At 58.5% G+C, this 21640-nt stretch carries 26 protein-coding genes and 1 pseudogene; 11 read left to right on the top strand and 16 right to left on the bottom strand.

Features of this window, described 5'->3' with window-relative positions:
* Window positions 1–8: 8 nt before the first annotated feature.
* From GS612_RS18585 to GS612_RS20740, 7 genes and pseudogenes are all read left to right on the top strand, one after another.
* Window positions 9–503, top strand: coding sequence for a (2Fe-2S)-binding protein (locus GS612_RS18585; RefSeq protein ID WP_152457016.1), 495 nt, complete (start codon window positions 9–11; stop codon window positions 501–503).
* Entirely contained in the window at window positions 500–2926 is a 2427-nt protein-coding gene (locus tag GS612_RS18580; protein WP_171642322.1) for an aerobic carbon-monoxide dehydrogenase large subunit, read from the top strand. Before GS612_RS18585 ends, GS612_RS18580 begins: the two co-directional genes overlap by 4 nt.
* A 59-nt stretch (window positions 2927–2985) precedes the next feature.
* Window positions 2986–3861, top strand: a complete 876-nt coding sequence (locus GS612_RS18575; protein WP_171642320.1) for a MoxR family ATPase — start codon at window positions 2986–2988, stop codon at window positions 3859–3861.
* Window positions 3858–5045 carry a VWA domain-containing protein gene (locus tag GS612_RS18570; protein ID WP_171642318.1) on the top strand — a complete coding sequence of 396 codons (1188 nt, stop codon included), beginning with the start codon at window positions 3858–3860 and terminating at the stop codon, window positions 5043–5045. The genes GS612_RS18575 and GS612_RS18570 overlap by 4 nt, the downstream gene beginning before the upstream one ends.
* Window positions 5042–5827, top strand: a complete 786-nt coding sequence (locus GS612_RS18565) for an XdhC family protein (protein ID WP_171120343.1) — start codon at window positions 5042–5044, stop codon at window positions 5825–5827. The genes GS612_RS18570 and GS612_RS18565 overlap by 4 nt, the downstream gene beginning before the upstream one ends.
* 103 nt (window positions 5828–5930) lie before the next feature.
* The gene (locus tag GS612_RS18560; RefSeq protein WP_171120341.1) at window positions 5931–6383 is read left to right on the top strand and encodes a carbon monoxide dehydrogenase subunit G; all 453 of its coding nucleotides are present in this window, start codon (window positions 5931–5933) and stop codon (window positions 6381–6383) included.
* Between the two features lie 117 nt (window positions 6384–6500).
* Window positions 6501–6737: pseudogene (locus GS612_RS20740) on the top strand (XdhC family protein); the annotation flags it as partial.
* A 33-nt stretch (window positions 6738–6770) separates the two neighbouring features.
* On the opposite strand, the gene GS612_RS18550 reads toward GS612_RS20740, so the two are convergent.
* Complete coding sequence (locus tag GS612_RS18550) at window positions 6771–7580, bottom strand: division plane positioning ATPase MipZ (protein ID WP_152457022.1); 810 nt, start codon at window positions 7578–7580, stop codon at window positions 6771–6773.
* A 217-nt stretch (window positions 7581–7797) separates the two neighbouring features.
* Here GS612_RS18550 and GS612_RS18545 point away from each other — a divergent pair, with 217 nt between their 5' ends.
* Window positions 7798–8685 carry an AEC family transporter gene (locus GS612_RS18545; protein ID WP_171642316.1) on the top strand — a complete coding sequence of 296 codons (888 nt, stop codon included), beginning with the start codon at window positions 7798–7800 and terminating at the stop codon, window positions 8683–8685.
* Window positions 8686–8762: 77 nt separating this feature from the next.
* A complete protein-coding gene (locus tag GS612_RS18540) occupies window positions 8763–10370 on the top strand; it encodes an MFS transporter (RefSeq protein WP_171642314.1) in 1608 nt (535 codons plus the stop codon).
* Here GS612_RS18540 and GS612_RS18535 read toward each other — a convergent pair.
* The 3 genes from GS612_RS18535 to rplS all read right to left on the bottom strand — a co-directional run bounded on the left by GS612_RS18535 (window position 10367) and on the right by rplS (window position 11376).
* The gene (locus GS612_RS18535; protein ID WP_171642312.1) at window positions 10367–10594 is read right to left on the bottom strand and encodes a hypothetical protein; all 228 of its coding nucleotides are present in this window, start codon (window positions 10592–10594) and stop codon (window positions 10367–10369) included. The two genes, GS612_RS18540 and GS612_RS18535, sit on opposite strands and share 4 nt — an antisense overlap.
* A 165-nt stretch (window positions 10595–10759) precedes the next feature.
* Window positions 10760–10981, bottom strand: coding sequence for a 50S ribosomal protein L31 (gene rpmE / locus GS612_RS18530; RefSeq protein ID WP_050605278.1), 222 nt, complete (start codon window positions 10979–10981; stop codon window positions 10760–10762).
* A gap of 11 nt (window positions 10982–10992) precedes the next feature.
* On the bottom strand, window positions 10993–11376 hold the full coding sequence (gene rplS, locus GS612_RS18525) for a 50S ribosomal protein L19 (protein ID WP_152457026.1): 384 nt from the start codon (window positions 11374–11376) through the stop codon (window positions 10993–10995).
* Window positions 11377–11746: 370 nt separating this feature from the next.
* On the opposite strand from rplS, the gene GS612_RS18520 reads away from it, so the two are divergent.
* Window positions 11747–12547: a GH25 family lysozyme gene (locus GS612_RS18520; protein ID WP_171642311.1), complete on the top strand. Its 801-nt coding sequence runs from the start codon at window positions 11747–11749 to the stop codon at window positions 12545–12547.
* On the opposite strand, the gene GS612_RS18515 is transcribed toward GS612_RS18520, so the two are convergent.
* The 11 genes from GS612_RS18515 to ffh all read right to left on the bottom strand — a co-directional run bounded on the left by GS612_RS18515 (window position 12544) and on the right by ffh (window position 19883).
* Entirely contained in the window at window positions 12544–12969 is a 426-nt protein-coding gene (locus GS612_RS18515) for a hypothetical protein (protein WP_171229165.1), read from the bottom strand. The genes GS612_RS18520 and GS612_RS18515 overlap by 4 nt on opposite strands.
* 134 nt (window positions 12970–13103) lie before the next feature.
* The gene (gene trmD, locus GS612_RS18510) at window positions 13104–13913 is read right to left on the bottom strand and encodes a tRNA (guanosine(37)-N1)-methyltransferase TrmD (protein ID WP_171642309.1); all 810 of its coding nucleotides are present in this window, start codon (window positions 13911–13913) and stop codon (window positions 13104–13106) included.
* Window positions 13910–14725 carry a hypothetical protein gene (locus GS612_RS18505; RefSeq protein ID WP_171642307.1) on the bottom strand — a complete coding sequence of 272 codons (816 nt, stop codon included), beginning with the start codon at window positions 14723–14725 and terminating at the stop codon, window positions 13910–13912. Before GS612_RS18505 ends, trmD begins: the two co-directional genes overlap by 4 nt.
* Entirely contained in the window at window positions 14725–15228 is a 504-nt protein-coding gene (gene rimM / locus GS612_RS18500; RefSeq protein ID WP_152457030.1) for a ribosome maturation factor RimM, read from the bottom strand. The genes GS612_RS18505 and rimM overlap by 1 nt, the downstream gene beginning before the upstream one ends.
* Before the next feature lie 148 nt (window positions 15229–15376).
* Window positions 15377–16012, bottom strand: a complete 636-nt coding sequence (gene bluB, locus GS612_RS18495) for a 5,6-dimethylbenzimidazole synthase (protein WP_171329939.1) — start codon at window positions 16010–16012, stop codon at window positions 15377–15379.
* Between the two features lie 12 nt (window positions 16013–16024).
* Window positions 16025–16414, bottom strand: a complete 390-nt coding sequence (rpsP, locus tag GS612_RS18490; RefSeq protein ID WP_010437590.1) for a 30S ribosomal protein S16 — start codon at window positions 16412–16414, stop codon at window positions 16025–16027.
* A gap of 41 nt (window positions 16415–16455) precedes the next feature.
* Window positions 16456–16752, bottom strand: coding sequence for a chorismate mutase (locus tag GS612_RS18485; protein WP_171642305.1), 297 nt, complete (start codon window positions 16750–16752; stop codon window positions 16456–16458).
* Complete coding sequence (locus GS612_RS18480; protein WP_171642303.1) at window positions 16749–17288, bottom strand: GNAT family N-acetyltransferase; 540 nt, start codon at window positions 17286–17288, stop codon at window positions 16749–16751. Before GS612_RS18480 ends, GS612_RS18485 begins: the two co-directional genes overlap by 4 nt.
* A complete protein-coding gene (locus GS612_RS18475; protein ID WP_171120321.1) occupies window positions 17285–17836 on the bottom strand; it encodes a GNAT family N-acetyltransferase in 552 nt (183 codons plus the stop codon). The genes GS612_RS18480 and GS612_RS18475 overlap by 4 nt, the downstream gene beginning before the upstream one ends.
* Complete coding sequence (locus GS612_RS18470; protein ID WP_171642301.1) at window positions 17833–18345, bottom strand: GNAT family N-acetyltransferase; 513 nt, start codon at window positions 18343–18345, stop codon at window positions 17833–17835. Before GS612_RS18470 ends, GS612_RS18475 begins: the two co-directional genes overlap by 4 nt.
* A gap of 41 nt (window positions 18346–18386) precedes the next feature.
* A complete protein-coding gene (ffh, locus tag GS612_RS18465; RefSeq protein ID WP_171120316.1) occupies window positions 18387–19883 on the bottom strand; it encodes a signal recognition particle protein in 1497 nt (498 codons plus the stop codon).
* 251 nt (window positions 19884–20134) lie between these two features.
* On the opposite strand from ffh, the gene GS612_RS18460 reads away from it, so the two are divergent.
* Window positions 20135–21022: a sulfotransferase domain-containing protein gene (locus GS612_RS18460; RefSeq protein ID WP_171642300.1), complete on the top strand. Its 888-nt coding sequence runs from the start codon at window positions 20135–20137 to the stop codon at window positions 21020–21022.
* Here the strand turns inward: GS612_RS18460 and GS612_RS18455 are convergent.
* Entirely contained in the window at window positions 21019–21543 is a 525-nt protein-coding gene (locus tag GS612_RS18455; protein WP_171642298.1) for a hypothetical protein, read from the bottom strand. The genes GS612_RS18460 and GS612_RS18455 overlap by 4 nt on opposite strands.
* Window positions 21544–21640 lie beyond the last annotated feature (97 nt).

The following is a 21640-nucleotide window of genomic DNA, read 5'->3' as shown; positions in this document are numbered from 1 at the left end:
GAGAGATCATGTCAAAAAAGAAACATTTCACTCTAACAGTGAATGGCGAGGAGCAAGAGTTCCTGGCTGAACCGCGCGAACTGCTGATCCACACCCTGCGCGAACGGCTGCGCAAGACCGGTCCGCACATTGGTTGCGAGACCTCGCATTGCGGCGCTTGCACCGTGACCATGAACGGCAAATCGGTGAAGTCCTGTACCGTGTTCGTAGCACAGGCTGACGGTGCCGAAATCACCACGATCGAAGGGCTTGGCAACCCGGACAGCCTGCACGTGTTGCAGGAAGCGTTCAAAGAACACCATGGTCTTCAATGCGGCTTCTGCACACCGGGTATGATCACCCGCGCATCCAAGCTTTTGGAAGAAAACCCGAACCCAACTGAAGAAGAGGTGCGCTTTGGCATGGCGGGTAACCTCTGCCGCTGTACCGGGTATCAGAACATCGTCAAATCTATCCTCGCCGCCGCGGCCGAGATGAACTCTGCGAAGGAGGCGGCACAATGAACAAGGAACTGACCCGCGAAGAACGCACCGACGCACTGGGAGGAATGGGTTGCAAGCGCAAGCGCGTTGAAGATGCCAGGTTTACCCAAGGCAAAGGCAATTACGTTGACGACATCAAACTGCCCGACATGCTGCATGGTGATTTCGTGCGTTCGCCCTATGCCCACGCCAAGATCGTGTCGATCAATGCCGAGGCGGCATTGGCGCTGGACGGCGTGATTGCCGTACTGACGGCCGAAGACCTCGCCCCCCTTGGTCTTCACTGGATGCCGACCCTGGCTGGCGACAAACAGATGGTTCTGGCTGACGGCAAGGTGCTCTTCCAAGGTCAGGAAGTGGCATTTGTTGTGGCAAAGGACCGTTATATTGCAGCCGATGCAGTCGAGCTGGTCGAAGTGGAGTATGAAGAACTCCCCGTTTTGACCGATCCCCACGAAGCATTGGAATCCGACGTGGTTCTTCGCGAAGACCTGATGGGCGAAGGTGGAGCGATTCCAGATGGGGCCCACGGCCCACGCAAACACCCTAACCACATCTTTACCTGGGAGGTTGGCGAGAAGGATGCGACCGAGCAGGTGATGGGGGAGGCTGACGTGATCGCTGAAGAGATGGTGTATTACCATCGCACGCACCCATGTCCGCTCGAAACTTGTGGCTGCGTGGCTTCGATGGACAAGGTCAACGGCAAGCTCACGCTGCACGGCACGTTCCAGGCGCCTCACGCTATTCGCACAGTGGTCAGCCTGATCTCGGGGATTGAAGAGCACAATATCCGCGTGATCTCGCCCGACATCGGTGGCGGCTTTGGCAACAAGGTTGGGGCTTACCCCGGCTATGTGTGCTCGGTCGTGGCCTCGATTGTCACCGGTGTTCCGGTGAAATGGGTCGAGGACCGTATGGAAAACCTGATGACCACCGCTTTTGCCCGTGACTACTGGATGAAAGGTAAGATCAGCGCCACCAAAGAGGGTAAAATCACCGGTCTCTGGTGCCACACGACCGCAGACCACGGCGGCTTTGACGCCTGTGCCGACCCGACCAAGTTCCCGGCTGGGTTTATGAACATCTGTACCGGGTCTTACGACATTCCGACTGCGTATTTGGCAGTGGACGGCGTTTACACCAACAAAGCGCCGGGCGGGGTCAGTTATCGCTGCTCCTTCCGTGTAACCGAAGCCGCTTACTTCATCGAACGTATGATCGAGGTTCTGGCGATAGAGTTGAACATGGACGCGGCCGAGCTGCGCCGGATCAACTTCATCAAGAAAGAGCAGTTTCCCTATCAGTCCGCGCTTGGGTGGGAGTATGATTCCGGCGACTATCACACTGCGTGGGACAAGGCACTAAAGGCCGTCAATTACGAAGGGCTGCGTGCAGAACAAGCTCAACGGATCGAGGATTTCAAGGCGGGCAAAACCCGAAAGCTTATGGGCATCGGCCTGACGCATTTCACCGAAATCGTCGGTGCTGGACCCGTCAAGAATTGCGATATCCTTGGTCTTGGCATGTTCGACAGCTGTGAAATCCGCATTCACCCGACCGGCTCAGCGATCGCACGCCTTGGCACCATCTCGCAAGGCCAGGGCCATGCCACGACCTTTGCACAGATCCTCGCAACCGAGATCGGCCTGCCGGCAGATAGTATTACCATCGAAGAGGGTGATACGGATACCGCGCCCTACGGTCTTGGAACATACGGCTCGCGCTCGACGCCTGTAGCGGGTGCCGCGACCGCGATGGCAGGGCGCAAGATCCGCGCCAAAGCACAGATGATCGCGGCCTACCTGCTGGAAGTGCATGACGATGATGTCGAATTCGACGTGGATCGTTTCGTGGTCAAGGGCGCGCCTGAAAAGTTCAAGACGATGAAGGAAATCGCCTTTGCCGCCTACAATCAGGCCATTCCGGGCATCGAGCCGGGTCTGGAGGCGGTCAGCTACTATGACCCGCCGAACATGACCTATCCCTTTGGCGCCTACGTCTGCGTGATGGACATCGATGTGGACACCGGTGTGACCGACATTCGCCGCTTCTATGCGCTGGATGATTGCGGCACGCGCATAAACCCGATGATCATCGAGGGCCAGGTGCACGGTGGTTTGACCGAGGCGCTGGCTGTCGCTCTGGGGCAAGAGATCGCCTATGACGAGATGGGCAACGTCAAGACCGGCACATTGATGGATTTCTTCCTGCCGACCGCATGGGAAGTGCCGAATTACGAGACCGATCACACCGTTACCCCCAGCCCGCACCACCCAATAGGTGCCAAGGGTGTCGGCGAAAGCCCTCATGTGGGCGGCGTGCCCTGTTTCTCCAACGCGGTGAATGATGCCTTCCGTGCCTTTGGCCTGCGTCACACCCATATGCCGCACGATCACTGGCGGATCTGGAAGACAGCAAACGAACTGGGCCTTCACGGCTAAGCTTCCGGCGCGCGCGGCAGGGATGGCTGCGCGCGCCTCATAAACCACTTGAGGCTCTGATGACCTGGACCGATCTCCAATCTGCACTTGTAGAACAGAACTACGTCGCCTCAGACGATCTGGCGGTGTCGCTGCATTTGGCTTTGTCATTGCGCCGCCCTCTACTGCTGGAAGGCGCGGCGGGCGTAGGAAAAACCGAAGTTGCCCGAGTACTGGCTGCGGCCCAGAACACGCAGTTGATCCGCCTGCAATGCTATGAAGGTCTGGACGCCTCTCAGGCGATCTACGAGTGGAATTACCAACGGCAACTACTGGCGATCCGTGCGTCCTCTGAAGCAGGCGAGGCCGGCAAGGCGGTCGAGGATCGGATATTCTCGCGTGAGTATTTGTTGGAGCGCCCCTTACTGTCGGCGATCACGCAAGACGTTTCTCCGGTTTTATTGATCGATGAAATCGACCGCGCAGACGAAGAGTTCGAAGCTTTCTTGCTCGAGATCCTCGCTGATTACCAAATCACCGTTCCGGAGCTTGGCACCATCAAAGCCACCACCGTGCCAACAGTTATACTGACCTCGAATGGCACCCGCGACTTGTCGGACGCGCTGAGGCGTCGCTGCCTTTTCAGTTATGTCGATTATCCCGACCGGACAACGGAACTCGCGATCCTAAAAGCCCGGTGTGCTGGGATTGAAGCGCAGCTGGCCGATCAGGTGATCGGGTTCGTCCAGACGCTGCGCAAGGAAGAGCTGGAGAAAGTGCCCGGAATCGCGGAGACACTGGATTTTGCCGCCGCGCTCATGGGGTTAGGGATTGCTGATCTGACGGAAAACCCGGCAGCCCTCCAAGCCACACTCACGACACTTCTAAAAACGCAGAGCGATCGCGCACATATAACCAGCGAAGTGGCACAACGCATCGCGGGGAAGGCCGCATGACCCGCGTGACCCGCTTTGCTGGCCGCGATCCCGGCGCCACGGCGCGCATGGCAGGGTTCGTGGCCCATTTGCGGGAGAATGGCCTGCGCCTCGGCGTGCAGGAAACCGAAGCAGCTCTGACGGCGTTGACCTGTGTTGAGGCAGCCAACCCTGAAGAGGCGCGTTGCGCGCTCAAGGCCGTCTGCACGGGATGCAAGGACGATGCGCAGAGGTTTGATTTGTTGTTTGACAGTTTCTGGATGGATGCCGGTCGCGTGCGAACAAAGGTCATGCCGAAAATGTCGACCCATCCCAAGGGCGACGACAGCGTACGTTCGTCACGAGATGCCAAAGGAGAAGACGTTGGAGGCGCTGGCGATGCGACAGCGCCAGACGGAGGTGACGGTGATGCCGAAAGTGATGGCGACGGTAAGCTGATCGCCACCGAAATGCGCAACCTGTCCCGGCGCGATCTACGTGATCTGGTACGGGCAGAAGAGATTGCCGAGGCCGAAGAAGTTGCTCGCCGCCTCGGACAAGCGCTGCGCGACCGCCGCTCCCGCCGCCGCATCGCTGCCCGCAAGGGCGATCGACTGCATTTCCGCAAAACAATCCGGCGCAGCCTGGCGACAGGGGGCGAACCCATCCGACTCATCAAGCGCAAACGCCCTGATCGTAGCCGAAAAATCGTAGCGCTATGCGATGTTTCCGGCTCTATGACCGTCTATGCGCAAGTATTCCTGGCCTTTTTGGCCGGCCTGATGCGCGGTGATCCAACCGCCGACGCATACCTGTTTCACACACGCCTCGTGCGGATAACCGAGGCTTTACGCGATAAGGACACGATGCGCGCCATCGGACGGATGTCCTTGATGGCGGATGGGTTCGGCGGAGGTTCCAAAATCGGGGAAAGCCTGGATCGATTTGCATCTACCTACGCGCGCCGTTTCGTCGATGGGCGTTCAGTCGTGATGATCCTCTCGGACGGCTATGACACCTCTTCCCCTGACCACATTGACGCGGCGCTGACCAAGCTGCGCAAACGCGGCTGCCGCATTCTTTGGCTGAACCCGCTCAAAGGCTGGCGCGACTATGCGCCCGTCGCAGCGGGCATGACGGCAGCATTGCCTCATTTGGACCTCTTTTCCGCCGCCAACACGCTGGCGGACCTCGCCGCGCTGGAGAAGGAGTTGGTATCGCTATGACCCCCGCTGAGTTGTTTTCATCTGACTTGGCAGAAACAGCCCAATCACTGCGCGCAAAGGAACAACCTTTTGCCTTTGCAACAATCGTGCGCACTGCCGGAACCACCGCGGCAAAACCCGGCGCAAAGGCAATCATTGGTGCGGATGGCACCATATTGCACGGGTTTCTTGGTGGCGGCTGCACCCGTGGCGCTGTGAGGCGAGCCACCTTGGAAGCCCTCGAAACCGGCGCACCCAAGCTTGTGTCGGTCGCGCCGGAAGACTTTTTGAACGATATCGGCGTCAGTGCCGGAGCAATGGTGGAGGGCGTATTCTATGCGCGCAACGGTTGTCCCTCTCGTGGCACCATCGACATTTTTATTGAGCCCTGTCTTCCGATGCCAGAGTTGACAATACTCGGAAACTCGCCGGTCGCAGAGGCTTTGGCACAAATCGCACCGCATTTTCACTGGTCAATCTCACGTGCCGTGGATGAGGAGAATGCACTTGGAAAGATGAGTGCGATCGTCGTGGCGACGCAAGGGCAGGGTGATCTTGACGCCTTGCGCGACGCGCTTGCTTGTGAAGCAAACTATGTCGCCTTTGTGGGCAGTAAGAAGAAATTCGCGGCCCTGTCTGAAAAGCTCTCCGAAGCTGGTGTGCCCGAGGTCACACTCGCGATGGTTTCAGCCCCAGCTGGTTTGGACATTGGTGCTGTCACACCTGAAGAAATCGCGCTTTCCATCCTGGCGGAACTGATCACCGTGCGCAGGAATTCCGTAGAAAGGAACCCAAATGCGTAAGCTTTTCAAAATTTTAACTCGTGGTTTCAAGCCATCTACAGAGCAGGCTGAGGTGCTTGCCACGATTAAATACCCCTGTTGCTGAACAAAGAAAGGAACCGCCATGGAACTGGCCGACGAAATTATCATCGATGCCCCTAGGGATGTGGTTTACGCAGCTTTGAACGACCCCGAGATACTTAAACGTTGTATTCCCGGGTGCGAAGAACTGATCAAGAAATCCGACACCGAACTTGAAGCCAAAGTTGTACTCAAAGTTGGCCCCGTGAAAGCGAAATTCAGCGGAGATGTGGTGCTCAAAACCGATGGCGCGCCAGAGACGTTTTCGCTGGATGGCCAAGGCAATGGTGGCCCGGCTGGACATGCAAAAGGCGGAGCCGACGTCACACTGACTGAAAATGGGTCTCAGACCATTCTGCGCTACGAAGCCAAGGCCGTGATCGGCGGCAAGCTGGCGCAACTTGGGAGCCGTCTCATCCAGAGTACAGCAAAGAAACTCGCCGCCAAATTCTTCAAATCCTTTGCAGAAGTCATGTCGGAAGAACCCGTTTCTTGATCCACACGTCCTGAACACCGGGTTGATGTCCTTGGCCATGCAGTTGACCAGCTAAACGTTGGTAAGCTGTTTGTTCTGATCACATCGATCAGTATCAAGGGCTGAACGGCGCGCGAAGTAGGTTCGCGCGCCGTTGTCTCTTCAAGCGGGAGGATGGTCGGCTATATGTCCAATGGCTGCATTGACCGGGACATCCGACTACAGGTGGTCTCGGTGCTTGAAACCGGCGGCACGGCCAAAACGATCCGAAACGTTGCAGGGTCTTCTTTCTTTGCTCTCAAGCTTCCATGCGGGAAGTCTTTGCAGCTGTTTCTGAATGCAAGTCCAGAACCAAAGAACATTCATACTGCCTAAAAAAGTCCGCATAGCGGCCGCCGGGACAGCTGATCAGAAGTCAATCTCCACACCCGGCAGATTCAGCTCTTTCATCATGTCACGCAGTTCCTGCCGGGCTGCGATGTTCGAGATGTTCAGCTGTTTGACCCCGATATCCTTGAGGTCCAACAGTGTCAGGCCACGCGGGAACAGCTCGCGGAAGATAACCCGCTCGGAAAAGCCCGAGGCGACGCGGAAGCCGATGCGCTGGGACAGCATTTCGATCGCGCGCTGCATCTTTTCCTTGTTGACCATGCGCTGCGTACCGACCCGGTTGCGGACAACGACCCAGTCGATCGGCTTCAGCCCCGCCTGTGCCCGCAGTTGACGAGCGTTCCAGACCATTTCGGAATAGACGGACGGGCCAAGGATTTTTTCGCCCTTCGAGTCGATCCGCGCCAAAAGGTCAAAGTCAATGAAACTGTCGTTCAACGGGGTGATCAGCGTGTCGGCCAGCGAATGCGCCACCTGACTCAGACGGGTGTGAGACCCCGGGCAGTCGATCAGAATAAAGTCGCTGTCGCTTTCCAGCTGGGATACGGCAGCAGACAGGCGATGGTCATAGATGTTCTCGCCCGGTTTCAACGTTGCGGCATCGATCTCGGGCAGGTCGTGATGGCGCGGGCTGGGCAGAGTCAGGTCCGAGCTTTTGAGGAAATTGTTGCGGTTCTCGAAGTATCGTCCCAGACTGCGCTGACGCAGGTCCAGATCCAACGTGCTGACCTTGTGTCCCAATCGGGCCAGCGCGGTCGCCACATGCATCGACACGGTCGATTTGCCTGCGCCACCCTTTTCGTTCCCGACCACAATGATATGTGCCATGCTTGTATTCCCAAGTCCCGCCGTGCTTCACTACACGTTGTTGTCAGCCACTATATGTTGTGTCGGCTGCGAAGGAAAGAACCTCAAGCGGCGCTTTCGGGCAATATCAGACTCTATTCGGGAAAACCCAACGCTGCGCACGAGTTACACAGAGCGCTTGCCATTGCAATGGCACTGATTCACTGTCGGCAAACGGTTTCGGCAAGGAGATTTTTGCTTGGAGCACCTGTTCCTGAACGTTTTGAACGTGGTTCTGCCTGTCCTGATCTGCGCTGGAATTGGCTATGTTCTTGCCGTGATTCAGGCGCCTTTCGACAACAAGGTCATTGGTGGGATCGTCTCAAAAGTCGGCTATCCGACATTGATCATTTCTCATCTGTCGAACACCAAACTGGCCGTGGGCACGTTTCTTGACATGATGACGGCCGCTGCCCTTGCGGTGGCCGGTTTCGGGGTGTTGGGGTATGTCGGGCTCAAGGTTCTTCGCTTGCCGGTGAGGGCATTTCTGACGCCGTTGATTCACGGCAATGTCGGCAACATCGGCCTGCCAATCACTTTGCTGGCGCTGGGCGATGCAGGTATGGCCTATACCATGGCGTTCGTGGTGGTTGTGCTGATCAGCATCTTTACCGTCGGCATGTGGATCCCGGCCGGAGAATTCTCGCCAAGGAAATTGGCGACGTCCCCGATTATCTATGCCGTGGGCCTCGCCCTGATCCTGATGGCAACGGGGCAAAGCCTGCCGCAACCGGTCGCAAAGTCCTTTGACATCTTGGGTGGATTGTCGATCCCGCTCATGCTGCTGACCCTGGGGCATACGCTCGCGACGCTGCGTGTGAAAAGCCTGGGTCGCGCGGTTCTGCTGACGGCCCTGCATCTGGCGATGGCGGTTGCAATTGCCAGTGTTCTGATCTGGTTGTTTGGTTTCACGGGAACCGAGCGGGGTGCGCTGATCCTGTGTTGCCTGATGCCTTCATCCGTGGCGACTTATCTGTTTATCGACCAGCATGTTCCGGAATACGGGCCGGATGTGGCGGGGTTCATTCTTGTCTCGACGCTCAGCACTTTGCTGGTGCTGCCCGTTGCGCTGTCATACTGGATCTGATGCAACCCTATGCGCAGGGCCAGAAATCGTTAAACTGATGATGTTTGTATTCAAACTTCTTGGTCAGTGGGTGTTTTATGGGCGATGAGAGCTCGGTCAGTGTATCTCCGCAGTCCCGCGCCCGTGTGGTGCTGGCCATGACGGCCATCTGCATGATGGTCGTGGGGTTCAACACAACTGCTGTGACCACCATATTGCCCAATCTCAGGGCCGAGTTCGATTTGACCCCGTCAGGTTTGCAATGGGTGATGGCCACGTATTCCGTGACCAGCGCCACGCTTGTCTGCATCGTCAGCCGGCTGGGTGACATTACCGGCAAGATGGGTGTGTTCTTTTTTGGCATGATCGTCTTTGCAATCGGGTCTGCCTTTGCCCTGTTGGCGCAGGATGGGGCGATGCTGCTCATCGGGCGCGGCGCGCAAGGCGCGGGCGCGGCTGCTTTGTTCGGCACGTCCCTGTCACTGTTGACGGCGGCCACGCCCGAAGAGCAGCGCGCCAGCGTTACCGGCGTCTGGGGGGCGATTGTCGGTCTGGCGATCGGTGTGGGGCCCATCGTCGGTGGCGCTTTCGGCCATTATGTCAGCTGGCGCGCCGTCTTTGCAGCCGACCTGGTGCTGCTGGCTGTGGCCTTTGCCATCGGGCTGCATGTCAGCAAACGGAAATACGTTCCCGATACCCGTCTTGTCGGGGCAAAGTTCGATTATGCGGGGGCCGTTGCTATTCTGTTTTTCCTCGGGCCATTGTCCTTTGCGCTCAGCAACGGGGAAAGCGGCGGGTGGACTTCGCCTTTGACACTGGTGCCGCTGGTCGTGGCGGCCGTGTCGACAATTGCCCTTGTCATCGTGTCCCGCCGCAGCGACGACCCTTTGATCGAGCTTCGGTACTTTCGCCATCCGCGTTATCTGATGGCTGCGGCGGGGATGTTCTTTACCGGCTTCACGCTGTTCTGCTTCTTCGTCTATTTCAATACATTCGTCCAATCGCCTGATGCCTTTGGGTATTCGTCCATCGATGCGGGTCTGGCGATCATGCCGCTCAGCCTCAGCATGTTTGTGATCTCGGTCACCGCACCCCGCTTTCTTGCCCCCTACAGTTTTCAATGGCCGATCGCCATTGGCCTGGGGGCGATGGCCTGCGGGTTTCTGCTGCTGATGACAACAACGAACACAACGCAGTTTTCGGAAATCTGGTGGAAGCTGCTGATCGTCGGTGTCGGGTTGGGCATCTGCTTTTCGCTGTTGCCACGTCTGGGCCTGCGCCTGCTGCCCGAGCAGCATGTGGGGCAGGGTTCGGGGGTCATCAACGCCTGTCTCTATTTCGGCGCAACCCTTGGTGCCGTGGTGGGCGGTCTGGCTGAAGCGATCACCAGACGCCGAGGTCTGTCCGAGGTGATCGACGCGTTGCCTGCCGGGTCAACCCAGCGCGAGGATCTGGCCCATGCGCTGACACATGGAACGCCGAACCAGATACAGCAATTGATCTCGGGGATGGATCCGACTGCGGGAGATACATTGGCGAAGGCCCTGCGGGATGTGCAGGACAACGCCTTTGACAATGCCATGTTGGTTGCCGCGATTGCGGCGCTGGCCGGAATGACGCTGGCGCTGATGTTGCTGCGCGGGCCGGTTCCCCCTGTACACAGTGCGGCGGAATTGACCCGCAATCCGCGACAACCAAGCCCCTAACCGCCGAGGTAGACCCCTTTCCGAGGGCGAAAAAAGACCTTTTGATCGTGTAGCTTGCCCAGAAGGTCGTGAATGCGCCGCAACGTGTCTTCGCGGTCGGTCCTGCTATCCTCTGGTTCCTCCGAAGCGGCATGTGACAACGAAGCGATCGAGTCGCGCAACGCCGTTTCAATCAGATCCATATCATCGACTGAAAGCTCGATCATGTCGTTGTACTGGGGCATGTCCGGGTCTCCGTGGAAGCTGAGGGTTGTTCACACGGAGTGTAACATCACCGGGTCTTTGCAAAAACGCATCTTGTCCGGTTTTGCGTCCATAAGACACATGGAAGCTTCCAGAAAAAAGGCCGCCCCCAAGGGACGGCCTTTCGAAATCGAAACAAGTCAGACTTAGAAGCCCAGACCTTCGTATTTCTTTTTGAACTTCGACACGCGGCCGCCGGCGTCCATCAGGCGCGACGAACCACCAGTCCATGCAGGGTGCACGGAGGGGTCGATTTCCAGAGCCAGCTGGTCGCCTTCGGCGCCCCAGGTGGATTTCATCTGAACCACGGTGCCATCGGTCATTTTGACGTCGATGACGTGATAATCGGGATGGATGTCTTTTTTCATCTTTCCGTTCCTTACGCTTCGGCGCCAGCCTTGGGCTTGTAGTTCGTGACTTCTGCGATACGCGCGGATTTACCGCGGCGGGTGCGCAGATAGTACAGTTTGGCGCGACGAACGCGGCCACGGCGGACAACGGTGATGCTGTCGATGTTGGTCGAATACAGCGGGAACACACGCTCCACGCCTTCGCCGAACGAAATCTTGCGAACGGTGAACGAACCGGCAATGCCATTGCCGTTGTTGCGCGCGATGCAGACGCCTTCGTAGTTCTGCACACGGGTGCGCGACCCTTCGGTCACCTTATAGCCGACACGAATGGTGTCACCGGCCTTGAAGTCGGGGATGTCTTTCCCCAGGGCGGCAATCTGTTCCGCCTCAAGCTGTGCGATAAGATCCATCGCAGGTACTCCTATATGCTCGTGGTTGGCCCACGAAGTTTGGGCACGGCCTGAGAGCTCTTGGTCTTCACCGGGTCCTGCATGCAGCCCGCCAGAGGTCAGATCGAATGTTCCTTTGGTCTGGTTTGATCTGGCACATCCCCGCCGAAGAAAGCCGGGCTTGAAGCCGATAATCAAACCAAAACACCGGAGTCGCAGAATGCGGCACCGGATTGCGGTCGTTTAAGGGTATTGAGTGCCGGGATCAAGAACAAATCGTATGGCGAAGCAGTGGGAATCCGCCTTTCGAAAATCCCACCGTTGCCACGGCGGTCAGATCAGGCATTCTGAAGGAAATTGAAAGAGCAGAAATTTCAGACAGGACTTAATGATGCGAATTGCACTTATGCTGACGATTGCAGCCGCTTTGCTTATGTCGTGCGGGCGCGGCGGCCCGAAACCGCAGGTCGTGGAACCCACGCCGGGTGTGGACAGGACAGCACCATCCCTGATCTATCCTGATTTTGGGGACGCCGATCCGCATGAGTGGGAAGGCCGTCACCCCGGATTGTATCCGATCCACGGGCTTGACGTCTCGCGCTGGCAGGGACCGATAGACTGGCGCACGGCCAAAGCATCGGGCGTAAGCTTTGCGTTTCTGAAAGCAACCGAAGGCGGCGATGTGGCGGATCCATTATTCGACGACCACAGGCGCGGTGCTCAGGCAGCGGGCGTGCCGTGGGGGGCTTATCATTACTATTATTTCTGCCGATCGGCCCGGGAACAGGCACGTTGGTTCATTCAGAACGTCCCGAAAGGGGCAGATCTGCCACATGTTCTTGACATGGAGTGGACGCCGCATTCCAAGACCTGCACGTTGCGGCCCGATGGCAGAACCGTCCGCGCCGAAGCGCAGCGCTTTCTGGACATTCTCGAACGGCATTATGGCCGGCGCCCCATCGTCTATACGACGGTGGATTTCTTTGCGGATACGGATATCGGGCGTTTGCCCAAAACCGAGTTCTGGTTGCGATCCGTCGCAGGCCATCCGCGTCAGGTCTATCCCCGCACGGTCTGGCGGTTTTGGCAGTACACCGGCACCGGGCTGGTGCCGGGGGTTCAGGGCAGGGTGGATATCAACACGTTCAACGGCACCCCAGAGACTTGGGCCAGCTGGAAAGCGCGCCGCTAGTTTTTGGCTGTTCCGTAGGTTTCGATAGTGCCGCCCCCGACCAGGTGGTCCAGCCGCCGTTCGCGTTCATCACCAAAGGCGTTTCGCACCCAGAACGATTCACCAGCGGTCAGTTCGCGCCGCTCGAAACCGCGCGCGCGCAGGCAGCGATCAACCTGATCGATTTCGCCCTGTTGACGCAGCTCGTCCTGAAATGGCGCGGTGACCGCAGGCCCGATGATGATGCCCCAAAGCAGGATATTGGTTGCATAACCGCCGATTACGGCGCTGTTGCCGCCCTCGTCAGCTTCCTGAGAGCAGGAATCAACGGCAACCTTCGCAGAGTGCAGATTGTGACCGGCTTGCGTCGGAACCGACATCCCAAGCGGTTTGGTGGTACAGGCGGAGGCAACCAGTAACGTGCCAAGCAATAACTTTTTCATAATGCCTTCTATTTCACTTCTTGTTACCCAAAAATCTAATGGGGCATAGAGGTGAATAAGTTCAGGTGCGTTCAACTTCAAATGGCATTCTGACAAACATCCAAACTGAGGCATCCCGGCCACAACGAGCGGGTCTAGTCCTGGGTTTCCGATGTGGCTTTGACGTATTCCGCCCAGATATCAGGACGCCGTTCGCGCGTGATGTCTTGTGCCATTTTATGCCGCCATTCCGCGATCCGGCCATGATGGCCCGACATCAGAACCTCGGGGATCGGGCGCCCTTTCCAATCTGCGGGGCGGGTATACTGGGGGTGCTCCAGCAAACCCGAGGCAAAACTTTCTTCTTCGGTCGAAGCCTGATTTCCAAGCACTCCGGGAATCAGCCGTACCGTGGCATCGATCAGGGCTTGTGCCGCGATTTCGCCGCCGGTCATGACGAAATCACCCAACGACACCTCTTGCACGCCATAATGTTCCAAAACGCGCTCGTCCACGCCTTCAAAACGACCGCACAGAAGGGTCATGCCGTCACAACGGGCAAGATTCTGCATCATGCGCTGGTTCATGCGACGCCCGCGCGGGCTGAGGTAGATCAGCGGCCAGTTCCCTTGAATGCCTGCCATCGCATGTTCGATCGCATCACCCAGAACATCGGCCCGCAGAACCATGCCCGCGCCACCCCCGGCCGGGGTGTCATCAACGTTGCGATGTTTGCCTATACCGAACTGTCGCAGATCCACTGTTTCCAGTTGCCAAAGCCCTTCCTGCAAGGCTTTGCCTGTCAGGCTTTCGCCAAGAACACCGGGGAAGGCGGACGGGAACAGAGTGATGATCTTGGCTTTCCAGACCCCGTGCAGATCAGGGCTCGGAGTCATCAGCTCGCGTGGTTTCAGGGAAGGACGGATCGCCTTGCGGCCATGGGATCTGCTGGGTTTCTCTGTCATGTCTGGCGGGCCAGTTCGTTCTGTGCGGATTGAATCAGTGCTTTCTTCTGGGTGATCATGGCGGCGTCGTCCAGCGAGGATCGGTTCAGCGCCAGGATTTCCTGTAGCACATCGTCTGAAAATGTTGGCGTGCCATGTGCAGGCCCGACAAGTTGTGACGAAAGCTCGGGTGGCAGGTTCAGAAATTCGGCCAAGGGCGCACCTGCACCAAGGCGGTGGTTCTGCAACGCCTCCATCCACTCTGTTCTGACCGTGACGGATGGCAACCGATTCCGGACGGCATCAGCGGTTTCCTGAAGCGATGGCAAATGGGCAAGGTCGGAGGAAAAGGCGTGCAAGTTCTGCACCATGCGTGATTTCTGCAAGTCGTGTGCCCACAGGCTCCGCAGCCATTGATCGCGGGCGCGCAAGGATATGTAGATCGTGATGTCGGTTTCATGACCCAGGAACCGACGCCGCACGACGCTGACGAGAGTTTCCGCCAGTTCCGGTGCGGCACCGTAACCTTCACGCTTGTTTCTGCTGGGGCGCAAGCCTGCGAAATTCTCTTCGCTCAGGATCAACCCCCGGCGTGCGCCGAAATCCAGATCGTCCAGAAACGCGTGCAGGTGGCTTCCAAAACCCGCCAATGTGGAATCCAGCCGGTAAAGCGAGTGACGCGTGGCGCTCTCGCTCAAGCCGCTGTTGCGCGTCTTGTAGGGCAGAACCAACGCGAAGCGTGGCCAGATCAGTTTCCGGTTTTCATGGAGGAAGGACTGTGCTGCGGTCATGCCTGTCTTGTGCAGGCCCAGATGCAGCAGGACCCGACGCATTATATCAGGCCTTCGGGCGGATCGGCCACGATACGGCCTTGTTCCAGATCCACCGTGGGTACAACTTGCATCGTGAAAGGCAGCAAAACCGTGGTTTTCAACCCCGGCCCGTGCAATTCCAACAAGTCCGCTGCCCCGTGGTTCTGCACCGATTTGACCTTGCCCAGCAGGGTGCCTCCGGTGTCATAGACATCTAGCCCGATCAGATCGTTGTGGTAGAATTCATCATCGGGCAGCGACGGCAGCTGATCGCGCCTTGCATAAAGGCGCAACCCATTCAGGGCATCCGCCTGTTCCTTGGTTTCAACGCCACCAAGGCGGGCCGCGAATCCGTTCTTGATGGTGCGCGTCAATACCACAGGATAACGCTCTTTGCCCGCTTCATCGGTCAGCGGCGAATAGGTCTCGATATCTTCGGGAACGGCGCAAAAGCTTTTCAGCCTCACCTCGCCTCGCACACCGTAAGCCCCCGCGATGCTGCCGACGCAGATCAGATCACTCATTGGCTGCCCCAGTCGTCAAACATATCCCGTTTCTCCATTCGCCAAGCCCGTTGCAGGCTTCGCGCTGGTTGTTGCGCTCGAAGAACACGCCCACAATAAAGGCGATCAACAGCAGAATGGGAAGTCGTATCAATCCGAACATAAGGCCTTACCGTGTTTCGATCGTCAGGCCCTGTGCCCGGGTTTCCCAGCCGACCTGTTCCAGTTCAGGTGTATCCGACATCTGTTCCGGCCGGCCGACACAGAAATAGCCGATTAGGCGCCAGGTTTCAGGAACACTCAGATCGCGCTTCATCTGGTCGGGGTCCAGAATGGAAACCCAGCCCAGCCCCAGCCCTTCCACCCGAAGTGCAAGCCAGAACAAAGTGATCGCGGACACGACAGAGTAGCGCCGCATCTCGGGCATCGTGCCGGCGCCCAGCCCCAGCCCTTTTTCGGTGCTGTCGTCGCAGAAGACGGCCAGTTGCACAGGCGCTTCCTGCATCCCGGAAAGCTTCAGCCTGCTGTATAGCTGCGCCTTGTCCCCCGAGTAGCCCGTCAAAGCGTGGTCATTGGCGGTGCGAAAATTCTTCAGCGCTGCGGCCCTTGCCGCTTCGCTTTCGACGCGGATCACGCGCCAGGGTTCGCTGAGCCCCACCGAAGGGGCCAGTCGAAATGCGTCGAGGCAGCGCGCCAGCACTGCCTCGTCAATCGCATCGGTGCGGAACCGGCGCACATCCCGCCGGAGCCGCAACAACAGGTCGAACTGCGTGCGAAAATCGTCTGTAAAGGGGTGATCCCGCACGCGTGTGCCTGCTTATTCTTCTGCTGCGGCTTCTTCTGCCGGAGCAGCAGCGGCCTCGGCTGCTTCAGCGGCCTTGGCGGCTTTCTCTTCGGCGCGCTCCTGGGCTTTCTTGCCCGGAGTTCCCTTGTTGGGGTTGTTGCGCTCGGCCTTGTCACGGGCACCGGCCGCTTCCAGCATACGTGCGATACGGTCGGTGGGCTGTGCGCCCTGATCCAGCCAGTACTGGATGCGCTCCATGTTCATTTTCACGCGCTCTTCGCTGTCTTTCGGCAGCAGCGGGTTGTAGGTGCCCAGTTTCTCGATGAAACGGCCGTCACGCGGCATACGGCTGTCGGCCGCAACGATGCGGTAGAAGGGGCGCTTTTTCGAGCCGCCACGGGCCAGACGAATTTTCATTGCCATTGTGGTATCTCCTTTGGATGGCGTTGGCCGGAATGCTCCGGCTATTTCTGGTGTTTCTTGTGGTGTCGGATGACTTCCTGAATGATAAAATTCAGGAAAGCCTTGGCAAAATCGGGGTCCAGATCCGCCTCTTTCGCCAGGTCTTCAAGCCGTGCGATCTGCGCAGCTTCGCGCGAGGGATCGGACGGGGGAAGGTCGTGTTCGGCCTTGAGCTTGCCAACGGCCTGCGTGTGCTTGAACCGCTCGCCCAGCGTGTAGACAAGGATCGCGTCCAGCCTGTCGATGCTTTCGCGATGCTCTTTCAACAGCGTGGCAGCCTGTGTCACGGGGTTGGTCATTGGCCGGTCCTTTCGGTGGTCAAGTCAATCTGCGGATGGCGCCAGATCTGAGCGTGCTTGCCCAGAAGTTCGGCATTCTCAAGCTCCAGCGTTGCCCCAAGCCGTTCAGCCAAAGCGCGCGAACGATCATTTGCATGGGCGATGTACGAGATCACGCCGTTCAGGCCCTGATGCCGGGCGGCATGATCACGCGCAGCCGATGCGGCTTCAAAAGCCAGCCCCTTGCCTTCGGCTTCTTCCATCAGGGTCCAACCCAGTTCCGGTTCGGCCCAGCCCGGCACGTAGATCATTCCGGCCCAGCCGACGAATGTGCCACCGGCCTTTTCGGTCAGGTGCCACAGGCCATAACCCCGCAACGCCCAATGACCCAGCCGGTTCGACAATGAGCTCCAGCATTCGCGCGCATCCCTTGGACCGCCCACCATATGGCTGCGCTGGGTCGCGAAGAATGCGGTCATCGCGGGCAGGTCATCCAGATGCGGCGCGCGCAGGATCAGACGTTCGGTTTCAATTGTGGGAATGGTGAAAGAGGTCATGCGTATGCCTCCATTCCGCCATTCACCAGATCCGAGGGCGCCGGGTGCCGCCAGATTTCGGATTTTCCGAACTTGGGGTGGTCATAGTGATACTCGAACTGCGCGCCCAGTCGCTTGGCCACGGCCTTGCTGGCGTGATTGTCCAGGTCGATCAGTGAGATCGCGGTTTCCCAGCCCAATACATCATAGGCGTAGGCGCGTGCAGTCAGCGCGGCCTCGGTCGCATAGCCCTTGCCGGTGGCGTGGTTCAACAGGGTCCAGCCAACTTCGGGTTCCGGCCAGCCTTCGGGAAACCAAAGCCCGATCCGCCCGACATAGGTGCCGGTGTCTTTTTCATCGACGCTCCAATACCCATAGCCGCGCAAGGCCCAGTGCCCCAGCAGCGAGGCGACCACCCGCCAAACCTCATCCCTGCGCAGAGGGCCGCCGACGAACTTGGCCGCATCGCTTGCAAAGAAGGCGGTGTCTGCATCGACGTCGGCCTCGGACGGTGCGCGCAGGATCAGGCGTTCGGTTTCCAGCGTCGGGATCGGCATCGCGAATGTCATGCCTGTACCTCGCGGTAGCGCCAGACATGCTGGGTTGGCCCAAAGGCGCTTTCTGCATCGGCATCACGCGCTGCGCCCAGTCGTTGGGCAAGCGCGTTCGAACGGGTGTTGGATTGCGAAACATAGCTTACGAACTGCCCCGATCCCAGCAGGTCAAATCCGAAATCACGCACGGCGGCGCAAGCTTCGGTGGCATAGCCCTGCATCCGGTGTTCAGCGCCGAACATATAGCCAAGTTCCGGTTCGTGATCGTCCCATTCCAAACCCAGAACGACGAAGCCAATTGCCCGATCATCACCCTTGAGCGTGACCGTGAACAGGCCGTGACCATGCAGAAGCCAGCCCGCGGTATAATAGGAAAACTCGGTCCACGCGGCTTGCGCTGTGTCACCAAAGCTGTCCTTGCAGATCGACGTCCACACCGGCAGGTCTTCCAGTGTGGGCACGCGCAGGACCAGCCGCCGGGTCTGAATGACCGGCAGGGCTGCGCGATATTGCGCTGCTGCCATCGCCGCCTTTCCGGACGGGGGCTGGGTGCAGCGTGCGGGGGTCACTTTTTCTTTCCGAACCCGCTCAGGCCCGGTGGCAGACCCATGCCGCCGCCCAGACCGGGCATCTTGCCGCCCATGGCCTTGGCTGCCTGTTCCAGCGCCTTGGGATCCATGCCTGCGGCCATCTCCTCGGGGCTGGGGCCGCCTTTGCCGAACATGCCTTTCATGGCCTGTTTCAGCATCTTGCCTTTGCCCATCTTGCCCATCTTCTTCATCATGTCCGACATCTGCCGGTGCATCTTGAGCAGCTTGTTGAGGTCGCTGACCTCCATCCCGGACCCCGCCGCGATGCGTTTCTTGCGGCTGGCCTGAAGGATCTGCGGGTTGGCGCGTTCGCGCTTGGTCATCGACTGGATCATGGCGATCTGCTGGCGCAGGATCCTGTCGTCCAGACCGGCCTGATCCATCTGCTTGGCCATCTTGCCCATGCCCGGCATCATGCCCATCATGCCCTGCATGCCGCCCATCTGGATCATCTGTTCCAGCTGCATTTTCAGGTCGTTCATGTTGAACTGACCCTTGACCATGCGCTTCATCATGCGCTCGGTCTGTTCCATCTCCATCGTTTCCTGGGCCTTTTCGACCAGGGCAACGATGTCGCCCATGCCCAGAATACGACCGGCGATCCGGTCCGGCTCGAATGTTTCGAGCGCATCCATCTTCTCGCCCAGACCGACAAAGCGGATCGGCTTGCCGGTCACGGCGCGCATCGACAGGGCCGCACCACCGCGCCCGTCGCCGTCCATCCGGGTCAGGACCACGCCCGAGATGCCGACCTTGGCGTCGAACTCCTCGGCCACCTCGACGGCGACCTGACCGGTCAGGCCGTCGACCACCAGCAGCGTCTCGCGCGGGTCAACGGCGTTGCGGACCTGTTCGACCTCGTCCATCAGGACTTCGTCGATGTGCAGACGACCCGCGGTGTCCAGCATGTACACGTCGTAACCACCCAGCGTCGCCTGCTGTTTGGCGCGCTTGGCAATATCGACAGGTTTCTGGCCGGGAACGATCGGCAGGGTGTCCACCCCGATCTGAGTGCCCAGAACCGCAAGCTGATCCATCGCCGCCGGGCGGTAGACGTCCAGCGAGGCCATCAGGACCTTCTTGCCCTCTTTCTCTTTCAGACGTTTTGCCAGCTTGCCGGTGGTCGTCGTCTTACCCGAACCCTGCAAGCCGACCATCAGGATCGGCGCGGGCGGGTTGTCGATCTTCAGCGCACCGGGGTCTTCCTCGCCACGCAGGGTGTCAACCAAAGCGTCATGCACGATCTTGACGACCTGCTGGCCGGGGGTGATCGACTTGGTGACTGCCTGACCGGTGGCCTGGCTTTGAACTTTCTTGACGAATTCCCTTGCAACCGGCAGCGAGACGTCGGCCTCAAGCAGGGCAACGCGGACCTCACGCAGGGCGGTTTTGACGTCTTCTTCAGACAGGGCACCCTGTTTGGTCAACCGGTCGAAGACGCCAGAGAGGCGTTCGGATAGATTTTCAAACATGCCTGCGGCCTCCTTAGCCGGTTCTGATTTGGCGCCCCTTAGATAAGGGCAGACGGGTCAATGCACAAACGCCCCCACGGGCGAAACTCGCTGGTGGGGGGCGATCCCTGAACGACTCAAGGGACCGGAAGATCGAAAGGCTTCCGGATGTTGGGGCGTCATCTACGCCTCTGGGCCGTGTGAGTCAAGATAAGCTATGTGAGTGTCACAATGCGGGCTATTCTGCGTGATTGAAGCTGAGGGAGGGGGCGATGAAGAATGGTCTGCCGCGAAAGACGACCGACTATGTCGGCGAGGTCACCAACACCGATATATGGTCCGGATTCGAGATCCGGCCCAGCGACGTCTTTGTGTGCACACCGCCCAAATGCGGCACCACTTGGACGCAAACACTGGTGCGCATGCTCATCACCGAAACGGCCGACCCCAGCGTGTACGACAACAGGGTCTCGCCGTGGCTAGATTGCAGTTTTCGCGATCGGGTCGCGCAGGCGGATGAACTGAACGCGCAAAGCCATCGGCGCTGTATCAAAACACATACCCCGCTTGATGGCATCGCATTCTCGCCAAATGCGCAATATCTGGTTGTTCACCGCCATCCGGTTGACGTTCATTTTTCGATGCGCCGCCATGTCGAGAATATGAAACATGACTGGCTTGATTACCTGTTCCCCGACGATCAGTCGGAAGCTTTCGAGATGTTTTTGAACCGGCCCGCGTCGTCCAAGGGCACAGATGACCTGACCCTCAGATCGATCATTCATCACTTCCATTCCTTTTGGATGTATCGCGACCTGCCCAACATCCATTTTCTGCACTATGCCGAGCTCAGCCGGGATCTTCCGGGACAGGTCGCGCGGCTTGCACGGATCATGGACATCGAAATTGACCCGGACCTGGTCAAGGACATCGCCGAGGCCGGCAGTTTCGGATCGATGAAAAACAATGCCATACGTCTGGAGCAAACCCCCGGATTCACCAGCGGTTTTCACGACTTTGCGCAGTTCTTCTCTTCAGGCACAAGCAACAAGTGGGAAGGCAAGCTGACCGAGCAGGACATGGCGCGATATGACGCCTGCATGTCCCGGCTGGTCTCAGCCGAAGAACGATTGTGGCTGGAACGCGGCCTGGCCTCTTAATTCGTCCCGACTGCGCGACGGTCTTGGCCGGGCTTAGATGGAAGCCAGTCATTCACCGCCTCGGCCAACCGGTGAGAGCCGGAGCCGCTGGAAAACGCTTCGACAATGGGATGGCGACCCGCGCTCATGCCTTTCTCAAGAACAAGGACCGGGCGATACAGCGTCGAGGTGCCGTTTTTGCCACGGGATGTCGTGCTTTCGATTTCTGCGTGGGACAGGTTGGACAGTTTGTGTTCGACCGCTTCATAACCAAAAACCGATTGGCGGCGGATCAGGATACTGTCTTTGTGCCGGTCCAGAATGATCTGAACCCGTCTTACGAAAGCGCAAAACGCACCAAACCCAAGACCGCCTCCGCCAAGGGCGAAGATCAGGCCGAACCAGATGCCTTCGCCGCCCGTGCTCATCAGAAAGATACCGGGGCCGACAAAGGCCAGAATGAAAATGACCAGCGTTATACCGATGAACCAGGGCGTATTGGCGATGATCAGTTGGTTCGGGGTGTCTCGGGTCACTTTCATGGCGGTACGCTAGCACCTTTCCAACACCCTGTTCCAGTTTGTTTCATCACCGTCTTGCGTGAAATCAGGCTGAAACGCGCAGGGCCAGCGCAGCACC

The sequence above is a fragment of the Ruegeria sp. HKCCD6157 genome (assembly GCF_013110685.1).
Classification (GTDB): domain Bacteria; phylum Pseudomonadota; class Alphaproteobacteria; order Rhodobacterales; family Rhodobacteraceae; genus Ruegeria.
This window is presented reverse-complemented; position numbering and strand designations above follow the sequence as displayed.